Here is a 12,349-nt window from a genome sequence, read left to right as displayed (position 1 = left end):
GGGCCTTGGGAGGCGTGACAGCGCGGCGCCGGTGATCCATCTTCCCTCGAGGAGGAGGCGGCCGGTGCGGTGGTCTTCGTGGCGGATGGTGAGTCCGAGGAGGACGGCGCGTCTGGCGGTGCGCTCGAGCTCCTCGGGCGTTAGGCGCTCGTAGGCGAGGAGGGCGCGCAGGGTGAGCGCGTTTCGGGGTGGGGGCCAGCGATGGGTGGTGGTCACTCGGTAGCGGGCCTTTGGGTAGGAGAGTTCGAGGACGCGCAGCCCGTGGTCCGGGGGTGGGTACCAGCGTCCGTCGTCGCCGTGCATCCAGCCGGTGGGGGTCCAGAGGCCGGTCACTTCGCGCGTTCCGTGGTCGTAGCGGAGGGTGGCTCGGAGGTGGGGTAGGCGGTCGTGGTCGGTGACGCGGAGGGCTTCCTGGTTCAGGCTTTCGGGTGTGTGGAGGAAGGGTTGGAGTAGGGTGGCGCGGGCGTGCCAGTACGTGCGTTCGAGGGTAGGGGTGGGGTGGAGTTGGTACAGTTCGGTGGGGTTGAGGAGGAGGGTGGTCCAGGTGATGGCGAGGGCGAGGGGTGGGAGGAGGGTGTCCCAGTGGTTGGAGGGGATGCGGGCGAGGGAGAGGCGGATGGAGCGCCATTCGCCGTTTTTTCGGTGCCAGGCGATGGGGACGCCCATGGTGGTGAGGGCGTCTTCGAGGCAGTGGAGGAGGGCGCCGAGGGGGAGGAGGGCGGCGTGGGGGTGGCCGGTCGTCCAGAGGGTGTGGGCGAGGGCGGCCCAGGGCCAGGGGCAGTGGAGGGGGCCGCGGTGTCGGAGTCGTTGGGTTAGGGCGTGGCGGAGGTTTCGGCGGGTGAGGAGTTCGAGTGGGTGGAGGAGGGAGGCGGCGAGGGAGTGGGGGTGGTCGAGGTCGGGGAGGATGGTGGCGAGGGCGGTGATGGTGGCGTGGTGGAGGCCGAGGGTGGGGGCGGTGAGGAGGTAGGTGAGGAGGATGTGGGTTCTGGCTCGCATGCGTTCACCCCAGTTTGGAGGCGGCGAGGCCGGCGAGTCCGAGGGTGGTGAGGACCCAGAAGTCGGCGGTGTTGTCGGTGGTCGCGCGGAGGATCATGAGGGCGATGCCGGCGGTGGCGAGGGCGCGGAGGAGGGTTTGGGGGTCGCGGACGAGGGTGACGGTGTCTCCGTGGTCGAAGACGGCGTCCACGTGGGCGCCGGGGATCTCGGCGAGCTCGCGGGTTAGGTCGCGGTGGTCGGTGGGGAGGTGTCCACGGTTGAGGATGAGGACGGGGACGTGTTCGGCGAGTCGTTGGAGGGCGCGGAGGGCGTGTTGGTTGAGTTGGAAGGCGTCGGAGGCTTGGAGGACGAGGGGTGCGTTGACGGTTTCCAGGTAGCGGTCCACGAGGTCGCGGTAGGTGGCGCGGCTGGAGCGTCCCAGCGCGTCGCGGAGGGCGTCGCTGAGGAGGTCGTGCTCGGGGAGTCCCTCGATGCGGGCGCTGGCGGTGTAGAGGCCCGGTTCGAGGCGGTTGAGGAGTTCGCGCAGTTCGGGCGGTATTCGGTCGTGCACGGGGCCCGGCCGGGTGGGCCGGTCCCCGCGGGTTTTCGGGGCTCGGGTTCGGGCGCGGGGCGTTCCCTTCGTTCGGGTTGGAAACGCCCTCGTCGCGTGGGGAAGCGGTGGGGTTACGGCGCGAGGCGGCGCCATTCGGGGCCGGTCACGACCTCGATCCCGTCGTCGGTCTTCAGGTAGGCGGCGCACCCGCACCGGAGGTCGTGGTCCTCTTGGACGCGGCGTTCGATCAGCTCGCAGGTGCGTTGGAGGACGTCGCGGCGGGTGTCCGGGTCGAGGGTGCGGAGGAACTTGGCGACCATGGTGCCGGGGCCGCGTTGGGCGAGGCGTTGGGCGTCCTTGAGGTGGCCGGTCTCCAGGAGGCGGGCGAGGAGGGACTCGTACCGGGCGTCGGCGACGCGGGCGTGGGTGTTGTACACGCCGGCGGCGAGCTTGAGGAGCTTGCCGGGCATGCCGAGGATGAGGACGCGGTCGAAGCGGCGGGTGCCGTCGTCGGTGGGGACGCCCTCCTTGAGGAGGGGGAGGGCGAGGTCGTAGCGGCCCTGGCAGTTGACCACGTCGGTCTCGGGGAGGCCGAGCTCCTCGGTGGCGACGCGGAGGGTGCGGTAGCCGGTGACGAGGCAGGGAACGTTCTCGACGTAGCGGAGGTCGTGGCGGATGGTGCCCTCGATCGCCTCCTCCGAGTTGGGGTCGACAAGGCCCTTGGTCCCCAGGATCGAGATCCCGCCGGTGATCCCGTGCCGGTGGGCCAGCGTCCGCTCGGCCAGCCTCTCGCCGTCCACCACGCTGATCGTAACGCGGAGTCCCGTCCCGTACCGCTCGACCAGGTAGGCCAGGTTCTCCCGGATCTGCGCCCTCGCCGCCTCGGAGATCGCCGGCCTCCCGTCCGGGAGCCGCCCGACGCCCGGGCCCGCCCGGATCTCGACGCGCGGTTCCTCGAGGGGTTCCACGCGGGCGCGGATGCGGGCGCCGGCGGTCGCGTCCACGCGGTCGTCGTTCCCGGGCTTGCGGACCTCGGCGGTGGGCGGGTCCTCCTCGATCAGGCGCGCTCGGACGCCGATGATCGCGCCGATGGGGAGGCGGACGCGGACGGTGGATACCGCGCGCCCCTCGAGGAGGCGGATGGCGGCGGCCTTGGCGGCGGCGGTCGCGCAGGTGCCGGTGGTGGGACCGCGGCGGAGGACGCGGGCTCCCTCGGTGGTCACGAGGCCGGTGCGGATGAGGTAGCGGGCGGTGGGGAGGTCGACGCCCAGCTCCCGGCGGACGAGGTGGGGGTCGATGGGGATGCGGCGGATGGGGTCGCGCTCCACGCCGGCGTCACCTCCGTCGACGGATCGGCACGATCGGGATCAGCGGGGCCGGATGCGGCTCGGTGCCCGCGCTGGGTGGGCGGGGCGGGACCGCGCGCTCGCCCCGCTGTAGCGGGGCCGGGAAGGGTGGGACCTCGAGCACGAGGAGCACGGGCACGTACGGGAGCGAGAGCCGGGGTGGCTGGCCCGCGGGTTGGGCACCCACGACCACCCCGTCCTCACCGACCCGGAGGTAGAGGGAGACCCCCTCGATGTCGGCGAGCACCTCGCTGGACCCCCGGTCCGGGTTGAGGATGATCCAGCGCCAGCGGCTCGCCTCCGGGTCGTACACGGCCGCGAACAGGACGCTCACGCGGTCGGTGCGCACCTTGTAGAAGGGGTTGATCGCCACCGGGATGGGCCAGGCGAGGCAGTGGAGTCCCTGGGGGCTTCGGTGCGTGGGTAGGTAGGCGGTGAGCTCGAGGGTGCCCAGGGGCTCGCCGTGCCGCCCGTGCCCCTCGACGGGGAGGAGGAAGGTCAGCTGTCGCCAGCGGATCGGTTGGTGGTTCGGGAACAGGGCGTCGAGCGCGTCCAGGTACGGGGTGGAGCCGGAGTGGAGGACCGCGAACGTCCTCGCGAGTTGGTCGACGGTGCCCGGCCAGGTCACGGTCTGGACGGTCGTGGGCTGGACCTCGGTGGGCGCGCCGTTCGTTGGGGTCCATCGGGCGCTCAGGAGCTCGGCGTCCTCGGGGAGTAGGACGTGGACAGTGGCCTGCGTGCGGCCCTGGAGGCCGTACCCTTCCAACTCGACCGTGAGGTGGGCCTGGACGGTGTTCGGGTCGAGGGCTCGGAGCTCGGTGCGTTCGGTGAGGTGCACGGTGGTGACGGGGGTCCACGCGTCGGCGTGTGCGATCCCGGGCGCGGTGAGGAGCAGGAGCGCGCCCAGGATCGCGTTCCGCATCCGGCCATCCCCCGTCGTCGGGTCGTCCTAAAACTTAAGCCCGCTCATTTTCCGACTGCTTACTGCTTAAACCGGACTCGGTCCATCAACCCTTGGGGGTCCCGGAACGGTGTCGTACGTGACTTGCGGTGTGGGCGTGTCGGAGTCCGGGGACCCGGAGGAGGCGCTGGAGGAGGCGATGGAGTGGGGCTTGGAGTCGATCGACGCGGTGTTCTGCGTGTTCTCGCCGACGGCGAACGATCCGGACGAGGTGCGGCGGGAGCTCAAGCGGGCGATCCGGGCGCGGGTGCCCCTGGGGAAGCGGTTCTTGATGTTCGGGGTCTCGTCCTCGGGGGAGATCTCCGCGGAGGGGTACCACGAGGGCTCGGTGGTCGTGATGGCGATGGAGCTGACCCGGCACGTGGCGCTGGGTCTGTCGATCCGGGAGGGTCTCTCGGAGGAGCCGGAGCGGGTGGGTCGGAGCGGGCTCACGGAGGCGGTGCGGAGCGTGGAGGCGAACCCGCTGGTCGCGCTCTCGGGACTGGTGCGGGCGCAGGATCACATGGACCTGGCCCGGGCGGCGCCGGCGCACGTGATCCTGATGCCGGACGGGCTGTGCTGCCTGGAGAATCAGGAGGCGACGGCCGCCATGCTGCGCGGGGTGATGCAGGAGCTGGGCGGCCCGCTCCCGGTCATCCTCGGCGGGCTGACGGGTGACGACATGCGGCTCGAGCGGTGCTACGCGTTCGACGCCAGACGGGTGTACTCGGACGCGCTGGTCACGTGGGTGTGGTTCACGTCGGTGAAGTGCGGGCACGCGATCCACCACGGGTTCGAGCCCACGGGGCACCAGTTCCGGGTGACGAAGGTGGAGGGGACGCGGATCCTGGAGCTGGACGGGGAGCCGGCCCTGGAGGTTTACGCGGACGCGCTGGGGATGGAGCCGGAGGAGGTGACCACGGAGACCCTGTTCACCTACCCGTTCGGGATCCAGCTGCCCACGCCGCACGGGGAGTACGTGCTGCGGACGAGCGTGGAGGCGGACCCGGCGGAGGGGTCGATCACCGCGCTGAACAAGATCCCGGAGGGGGTGACCCTGGAGATCATGGAGCCGGGCGACCTGGAGGCCTCGTTCCGCGAGGCCGCCAAGAACGCGATCCAGGCGGCGGGTAACCCCGAGGAGGTTGCGGGCGTGATCGTGTTCAACTGCGTGGCCCGGCACGAGATCGTGAGCACGGATAGGGCCGTCAAGCTCCTGCGGAGCGAGATCGGCGAGGACGTGCCCATCATCGGGTTCAACTGCTACGGGGAGATCGGGAACACGGAGAGCGGTACGCTGGCCCACCTGAACCAGACCGTCTCGGTCTTCGTCATCGGCAACGAGCTGCTGGGCCGGTAGCTAGAGCAGCTCGTCCACCCGCTCCAGCACCATTCCCAGGAACTCTACGTCGTTGAGCAGCCCCTCCGGCGGGTCTACCACCTTCCGCATTCGAATCGGCACCACGTCCATGCGGTAGGCCGTACCCTCCCACTCGATGCCCGCGATCGCCGTGGGCACGTACACGTCCGCGAGCTCGGCCGTCGGCGTCCACTCGGGATCCACGCACACGACGGGGATCTCCGCGAGCCGCCGCACGGCCCGCTGCGGGAAGTGCGCGCCCGGGTCGCTTGCGATGATGAACGCCGCGTCCACCTCGCCCCGCGCCAGTACGTCCACCGCGGAGAACTCTCCAGGGTTGTACCGGGGGTAGCCCCGGCTGAAGTCCACCGCGAATGGGTAGCCCGTGGTCCAGGTGAGCACCTCGTTGAACCCTGTCACGTTGTAGTGCCCGCGCATCATCACCAGCGTCCACTTCGAGTGCTCGTTCAGGTCCCGGACCAGGCAGATCGCGTTGTCGACGTTCCGGTGGCGGCCCAGCGACATGGTGAGCCCCATGCCCCAGAAGAGCGTGCCGAAGCTCGCCTCCTTGAGCAGGTCCGCGACCTCGTAGATCTTCTCTACCGGGACGCCGGCGACCTCCTCCCGCTCGATCTCGACCCCGTGCACCGCCGCGCGGAGCGCGCTGATCAGCTCGTAGTCCTCGTGCGGCCGCACCTGGATGTACACGTCCGCTAGCCGGGCGGTCGCGGTCTTCCGCGGGTCCACGACGATGATCGTGCGGTCCTGGCGGCCCTTAGGCCGGAAGTACCCGCGCGCGAACGTGGTGTACCGGCTCATGTGCCGCGGGTGAGCGTGCATCGGGTTGCTGCCCCAGTAGACGATCACGTCCGCTCGGTTCTTCACCTCGCCCAGCGTGCAGCTGGGCACGCCCACGTCCTGGAGCGCGAGCGTGGACGGCCCATGGCACACGGAGGCCGTGTTATCGATCACCGCACCCACCTTCTCCGCGAGCTCGATGCCGACCTCGTGAGCCTCGCACAAGGTCGAGGACCACCCGTACATGAGCGGCCACTTCGCCTCCACCAGGATCCGGGCGGTCTCCTCCGCGGCGTCCTCGTAGTCGACCTTCCTCCACTCACCGTTCTCCCGGATCATCGGCTCCGTCGGCCGGTCCTCCTCCTGCGCGGTGAGGAACTTCGCCGCACCGATCCTGCACGCGTGCCGCACCTCCACGATCTCACCGTCCTCCACAACCACTTCCAAGTCGTCACACAGCGTACCACAGAACGGACACACCACGTTCTTCACCACTTTCCTAACCATTGACCGCCCTCACCTGACCCCGCGCAGCGGCCTCTTTTACGTTGCTAATTTTCGAACTCAATGCTCATGAGGCGGCGTGAGCGGCAACGATCCCTCCAATTTTCATAGGGTAATCAAATCTCAAGCGCGCGCTTTCATCAAGTGTTTCGATGGCGTTTTGATTCCGGAAGTAGTACGGTCTATAAACCCGGCCCCGAGCGGGCCGCGGGGGTGATAGGGGTGCGGATCCCGCCGCTCGTGACCGGATTCGTGGCGGGCGTCTCCGCGGCGGTACTCCAGGCGATCTTCAAGGTGTGCCCGCCGCCGGCGTACGGGATCTGCATCGCGTGCCACACGCGGGACCTGGTGAACTGGATCGTAAACCACGTCGCGGGCACGCAGCTCGGGATGGCGCCCGTATCGAAGCCGTTCCCGGTCTTGACTGTCGTCGGAATCTTCCTCGGCGCGCTGATCGCGGCCCTCGCCCACGGCGAGTTCCGGGTGCGCCGTACGCACCACCCGGTGGTCGGGTTCGTCTTGGGCTTCCTGGTCATCAACTTCGCACTCTTCATGGGCGGGTGTCCGATCCGGACGAGCCTGCGGACGATGTACGGTGACCCGGTGGCGCTCATCGGCCTCCTTTCGATCGGGCTCGGCGTCATCCTGGGCGTGGAGCTCTACCTGAAGCGCCGTGGTTAGGGGGTGCGAGGAATGGCAGAATACCTGCACGCGGTCGGCTCGCTGGCGCTCGGTATCGTGATCGGGTACCTGGGCCAGCGCTCGGCGATGTGCTTCATCGGCGGCATGCGCGACCTGTACCTATTCAGGGACACGTGGCTGTTCAAGGGACTCCTCGGGTTCCTGATCGGGGCCGTGCTGGGGCTCGCCGCGTTCGCCGCGACAGGCTCCATCCAGAGCTTCCCGTGGTTCGCCGCGAAGGGAGCGACGGCGATCCCTGGCGACGTGCTCGGCAAGAAGCCTGGATTCGCGGCGCACGCGGCGGTCTCGGTGATCGGCGGGATCGGCGTCGGCTTCTTCTCGGTCGTGGCGGGCGGGTGCCCGTTCAGGAACTACGTGATGGCGGCGGAGGGCAACGTTACGTCGATGGCCTACCTGCTCGGGATGTTCGCAGGCGCGGTCTTCTACCACGCGTGCATCGTGCCGCTCTTCGGCCCGCCGAAGTAGGGGGTCCCAGGCATCTTCTCCCGCCTCCGCTCATTTCTCTCCAGGCTGACCAAGGGGAGAGAGTCAAAGGGGAGGGAGCGGGCCCGCAGTCCCGGCCGCGGCCTGATCCTGTTCGAGGACGCCCGGGACGCGATGCGGGCGGAGTCGGTGCTCAAGGAGCGCGGGTTCGAGGTCAAGACGGTGGCTCCTCCGCCGGAGGTCCGTGAGGGCTGCGACCTGGCCATCGAGTTCGACCTCGTGGACGAGACCGGCGTGCGGCGGGCGCTGGAGGAGGCCGGGATCGAGCCGCTGAAGGTGGTTCCGCTGGAGGACCCGTCGCTGCGGCCGCTGGAGTTCACCCGGGTGAAGGAGGTCGACGGGTACCTGATGGTCCGGTGCGGGAACGTGAAGGTGACCGTGGACCGGGACGGGACGATCGTGAACGTGTCCGGGGGCGGGTGCCCGGACGTCCCCTACCTCGCCCGGGAGTTGATCGGTGAGAACGTGCTGGAGCTGGAGGAGGACCGCATGCCGGCCCGGCTGGGATGGACGCTGTGCGCGTACACGCTGGACAAGGCGGTCCGGAGGGCCCGCCGGGCGCTGGAGGAGGGCGGGTAGATGCTCATCGCGGGCACCGTGCCGGTCGAGGGGCTAGAGGCGACGGAGGGCCGCGCGGAGGTGCGCGGACGCCGGCTGATCGTCGCCGGGAAGGAGATCCCCGTGAGCATGGGCACCGCGGCGGCCGTTGCGGCGTCGGTGAAGGCGGCGGAGGTGCTTGAGGTGGACCCGCCCCGGTTCCTGACGGCCGGGGACCTCGGGGACGGGTCAGGCAGCCTGGAGCTCTGCCGGCGGCTGCGGGAGGTGGACGAGGAGGTCCTGTTGCTGCACTACATCAAGCCGAAGATCGAGGAGATCCGACGCATCGACGTGCCGGAGCGAGCGGTCGCGGACGCGGGAGGAATGTACGGGGCCAAGGCGGCGGGGGTGAGCGACCGGTTCCACCTGTTCCTCCCGGACTCGGGCGAGCTGGCGTTCCTAGCGGACAAGGAGGCGCACCACCCGGCCTACGTCCGGGGCTTCCTGGCAGAGGTGGACGAGGAAGAGGCGCCGGAGCTGGCCCGGCGGGCGTACGAGGCGGGCACGGTGCCCCGGTACCTGGTAGTGGAGGGGCGGCTGGACTACGTGGTCGAGGAGGGGGAGGTGGTGGAGGTCGTCGAGGAGCCGCTGATTCCGGCGATGGAGTGCGTGGGCGGCACCGGCGACACGCTGACCGGGATGGTCACGGCGCTGCTCGCGGCCGGGCTGGACACGGTGGACGCGTGCACGATCGCCTGCCGGGCGAACCGGAGGCTGGGCGAGGCGGTCGGCGTCACCCCCGCCACCCGGGTGTCGGAGCTGATTCAAGCGATCCCGGAGGTCCTGAAGGAGGAGTTGAGGCGGGGCTAGGCCGGGTCCCTGAACGCGCCCTCGACCTGGCGGTACAGCTGGTCGGTCTTGAAGTGGTTCTGCTCCATCGCGCCGGTGGGGCACGCGGCGGCGCAGGTGCCGCAGCCCTTGCAGAGGGCCGGCGTGACCCTTGCCACGCGCCGTCCGTCCTCGCGCTCGACCAGCTCGATGGCGCCGTACGGGCAGAGCTCCACGCACGTGCCGCAGCCGCCGCACCGCTCCTCGTCAACCTCCGACACGATCGGCTCGACGGTGACCTTGCCGGCCGCGAGCGCCGTGGCGGCGCGAGCCGCGGCCGCCGACCCCTGGGCCACGGAGGTGGGGATGTCCCTCGGGCCCTGGCAGGCGCCGGCGAGGTAGATGCCGTCGATGGCCGTGTCCACGGGCCGCAGCTTCGGGTGCGCCTCCATGAAGAAGCCGTCCGGTGAGCGGGAGATGCTCAGGATTTCCTGGATCTCGTCCGCGGAGTCGCGCGGCACCATGCCGACGGAGAGGACCACGAGGTCGTACTCGCGCTCGACCACCTCGCCCAGGAGCGTGTCCTCGGCCCGCACGATGAGGTTCTTGGTTGCTGGATCCTCGATGACCTCAGCCGGTCGGCCGCGGATGAAGCGGATTCCGTACTGCTTCTGCGAGCGCTCGTAGTACTCCTCGTAGCCCTTGCCGAACGCCCGCACGTCCATGTAGTAAATGTCGATCTGCACGTCCGGGTACTTCTCCTTGAGCAACTGGGCCAGCTTCATCGCGTACATGCAGCACACGTTGGAGCAGTACGGGTTCGTCCGATTCGGATCCCGGGAGCCGACGCACTGGATGAACGCGATCCGCTTGGGCTTCTTGCCGTCGCTCGGGCGGACGACCTTGCCGCCGGTGGGGCCGGACGCGTTGATTAACCGCTCGAGCTCGAGGGAGGTGATCACGTTGTCGTACCGGCCGTACCCGTACTCCTCCCGCTCGGTCGGGTCGCACGTGTCGTAGCCGATCGCGCAGATGATGGCGCCGACTTCCTCCTCGATGATCTCCGGCTCCTGGTCGAAGTCGATGGCGCCGGCCTCGCAGACCTCCGCGCAGAGGCCGCACCGGATGCAGTGCTCCTCGTCGATCGTGAACACCGACGGGACCGCCTGCGGGAAGGGCTTGTAGATGGCCTTCCGCGTTCCGAGGCCCTCGTCGAACTCGTTGGGCACCTCAATCGGGCAGACCTCCGCGCACGCGCCGCAGCCCGTGCACGCGTCCTCGTCCACGTACCGTGGCTTCTTCTTGATTTTCACCGTGAAATTGCCCACGTAGCCGCCCACCTCGACCACTTCGGCGTACGTGTACAGCCTGATGTTCGGGTGCTTGGACACGTCCACCATCTTCGGCGCCAGGATGCAGATGGAGCAGTCGTTGGTCGGGAACGTCTTGTCCAGCTGGGCCATCCGGCCGCCGATCGACGGCTCCTTCTCGACGAGGATAACCTCGAAGCCCATGTCCGCAAGGTCGAGCGCGGCCTGGATCCCAGCCACGCCGCCCCCGATAACCAGCGCCCGGTCCGTCACCTCCACCTCTATTTCCTCGAGCGGCTCCAGCTCCCGCGCCTTGGCCACCGCCATCCGGACCAGGTCCTTCGCCTTCTCCGTCGCCCGGGCCGGGTCGTCCATGTGCACCCAGGAGCAGTGCTCCCGGATGTTCGCCATCTCCAGGCAGTAGGGGTTCAGCCCCGCCTCCTCCACGCACCGGCGGAACGTCGGCTCGTGCAGCCGGGGCGAGCAGGCGGCGACGACCACCCGGTTCAGGTCGTACTTCTCGATGTCCCGCTGGATCAGTTCCTGCCCCGGGTCCGAGCAGACGTACTTGTAATCCCGCGCGACGACCACGTTCTCCAGCTGACTCGCGTACTCCGCCACCTCCTTAACGTCGACCACGCCCGCGATGTTCACTCCACAGTGGCACACGTACACGCCGATCCGGGGCTCCTCCCCCGACAAGCAGCCTACCCCCGAACGACCCTTACGACCTCGCCCGCGCGGCGAACCTCGAGCGTGAGCCGAGGCCGACCGCCCAGGGCGTGCGTGGCGCAGGAGAGGCAGGGATCGTAGGCCCGGATCACCATTTCCATATAGTTAAGAACCTCAGGAGTCGCGTCCTCGGGGCTCTCCAGGTACTCCTCCGCCACCCGACGCACGCCCAGGTCCATGGCCGGGTTGTTCTGCACCGTCGCCACGATCAGGTTCGCCTCCGTGATCCTCCCCTCCTCGTCCGTCCTGAAGTGGTGAATCAGCGTGCCGCGCGGCGCCTCGACGCATCCCACACCCTCAACCGTTGCCTCCAAGATTATAGCGAGGTACTACGACTTCGCGTTCAACTGGAGCACCAACTCGATCCTAGCGGCCACGTCGAACCTGTGGTTGACAGGGGGCTAAACGCCCATTGTCCTTTCTCCATCAGGCCTACCTAATGCCCCTCGCCCTCGCTTACATTTTCTTTGCATCACTAGTGTTGTGGCCCGTATCGATAGTGACAGTTGTTGTTAAGTGGAGGAAGGCACGGAAGATCGTGAACGAAGCCATGGAATCGGGCACGGTAGGTCCCTACGGTGGATTGGATAAGGAGACTGGGGTTAGGCTTTCCTCTACGAAGGTGGTGTGGTATTACGGTATTTTCGACTTCCCGCCGATAAGTTTACCCATCGTAGCACTACTCTCTGCCGTCGCCCTGGGAAAGGGTTGGGAGAGCCCTACAGTGTGTCCTGGGGTACGGAACTTATCGACGAGCCTACTCACCTGGATATTCGTAAACTCCTGTCTCTTGGGTATTCTGGGTAAGCTAGCGTGGTACCTTAGACTTAAGAGGCAAGGTGTTAATTTCATAGCCGAGTCCAAGCAGAGAGTAAACCGCAGCATTATTAAGAAGATCTGCAATATGTACAAGTATGTCAGCGTGTACTCAGCTTTTAACGTAACTCTTATGATGTGGTTTTATAATGTGTTTGTAGGGGGAATGATAGTGTCGCTGTTCACGCTGATATTTTATTTAACCAACACTGAAACGTTATTGACTCACAAGTATTACTACAACATCCTAACCGTGTCAATAAGCTTAGGAGTACTAACGAATTCGTTGCTGATAGGGATATGGTTCTCCAGGCGTAAGTACATTTGCTCACCGAGAATACAGTCGGGCTCCATCATCGTGTATTTGGTAACAGCTGTAGTAGCGATCTACGCATCAGTTGTATCATGTGATATGTTCGAGTACGTAATAACCGGGTAGCTTTCCTGAGGGTCGTACGCCGCCCT

Annotated in this window: 12 protein-coding genes and 1 pseudogene; 6 read left to right on the top strand and 7 right to left on the bottom strand. The window is 67.6% G+C overall.

Annotated features, from left to right (window positions below; translation table 11 throughout):
* The 4 genes from ACXJJV_RS07480 to ACXJJV_RS07465 all read right to left on the bottom strand — a co-directional run.
* A partial coding sequence (locus ACXJJV_RS07480) for a metal-dependent hydrolase (protein ID WP_456467552.1) occupies positions 1 to 996 on the bottom strand: 996 nt, incomplete at its 3' end.
* A 4-nt stretch (positions 997 to 1,000) separates the two neighbouring features.
* A complete protein-coding gene (locus tag ACXJJV_RS07475) occupies positions 1,001 to 1,546 on the bottom strand; it encodes a hypothetical protein (RefSeq protein ID WP_456467551.1) in 546 nt (181 codons plus the stop codon).
* A 113-nt stretch (positions 1,547 to 1,659) separates the two neighbouring features.
* Entirely contained in the window at positions 1,660 to 2,856 is a 1,197-nt protein-coding gene (gene cbiD / locus ACXJJV_RS07470; protein WP_456467550.1) for a cobalt-precorrin-5B (C(1))-methyltransferase CbiD, read from the bottom strand.
* Between the two features lie 7 nt (positions 2,857 to 2,863).
* On the bottom strand, positions 2,864 to 3,796 hold the full coding sequence (locus ACXJJV_RS07465) for a hypothetical protein (protein ID WP_456467549.1): 933 nt from the start codon (positions 3,794 to 3,796) through the stop codon (positions 2,864 to 2,866).
* 109 nt (positions 3,797 to 3,905) lie between these two features.
* Here ACXJJV_RS07465 and ACXJJV_RS07460 point away from each other — a divergent pair, with 109 nt between their 5' ends.
* Positions 3,906 to 5,174 (top strand): FIST signal transduction protein, encoded by a 1,269-nt coding sequence (locus ACXJJV_RS07460; RefSeq protein ID WP_456467548.1) that lies wholly within the window; start codon positions 3,906 to 3,908, stop codon positions 5,172 to 5,174.
* Here the strand turns inward: ACXJJV_RS07460 and ACXJJV_RS07455 are convergent, their stop codons facing one another.
* The gene (locus ACXJJV_RS07455; RefSeq protein ID WP_456467547.1) at positions 5,175 to 6,479 is read right to left on the bottom strand and encodes a formylmethanofuran dehydrogenase subunit B; all 1,305 of its coding nucleotides are present in this window, start codon (positions 6,477 to 6,479) and stop codon (positions 5,175 to 5,177) included.
* 219 nt (positions 6,480 to 6,698) lie between these two features.
* Between ACXJJV_RS07455 and ACXJJV_RS07450 the strand changes: the two genes are divergently transcribed.
* From ACXJJV_RS07450 to ACXJJV_RS07435, 4 genes are read left to right on the top strand one after another with little or no spacing between them, the layout of a single operon-like run.
* Entirely contained in the window at positions 6,699 to 7,157 is a 459-nt protein-coding gene (locus ACXJJV_RS07450; protein ID WP_456467546.1) for a YeeE/YedE thiosulfate transporter family protein, read from the top strand.
* A 12-nt stretch (positions 7,158 to 7,169) separates the two neighbouring features.
* On the top strand, positions 7,170 to 7,643 hold the full coding sequence (locus ACXJJV_RS07445; protein WP_456467545.1) for a YeeE/YedE thiosulfate transporter family protein: 474 nt from the start codon (positions 7,170 to 7,172) through the stop codon (positions 7,641 to 7,643).
* A gap of 12 nt (positions 7,644 to 7,655) precedes the next feature.
* Complete coding sequence (locus tag ACXJJV_RS07440) at positions 7,656 to 8,240, top strand: putative Se/S carrier protein (RefSeq protein ID WP_456467563.1); 585 nt, start codon at positions 7,656 to 7,658, stop codon at positions 8,238 to 8,240.
* Positions 8,241 to 9,068: an NAD(P)H-hydrate dehydratase gene (locus tag ACXJJV_RS07435; RefSeq protein ID WP_456467544.1), complete on the top strand. Its 828-nt coding sequence runs from the start codon at positions 8,241 to 8,243 to the stop codon at positions 9,066 to 9,068.
* On the opposite strand, the gene ACXJJV_RS07430 is transcribed toward ACXJJV_RS07435, so the two are convergent.
* A complete protein-coding gene (locus ACXJJV_RS07430; protein ID WP_456467543.1) occupies positions 9,065 to 11,038 on the bottom strand; it encodes a 4Fe-4S binding protein in 1,974 nt (657 codons plus the stop codon). The genes ACXJJV_RS07435 and ACXJJV_RS07430 overlap by 4 nt on opposite strands.
* A 5-nt stretch (positions 11,039 to 11,043) precedes the next feature.
* Positions 11,044 to 11,367 (bottom strand): annotated as a pseudogene (locus tag ACXJJV_RS07425) (nickel-dependent hydrogenase large subunit); the annotation flags it as partial.
* Between the two features lie 140 nt (positions 11,368 to 11,507).
* On the opposite strand from ACXJJV_RS07425, the gene ACXJJV_RS07420 reads away from it, so the two are divergent.
* Complete coding sequence (locus ACXJJV_RS07420; RefSeq protein WP_456467542.1) at positions 11,508 to 12,323, top strand: hypothetical protein; 816 nt, start codon at positions 11,508 to 11,510, stop codon at positions 12,321 to 12,323.
* The last annotated feature ends 26 nt before the right edge of the window (positions 12,324 to 12,349 follow it).

Source organism: Methanopyrus sp. (genome assembly GCF_053997775.1).
The sequence above is the reverse complement of the archived record's forward strand: the minus strand, read 5'-3'. Positions and strand labels throughout refer to the sequence as shown.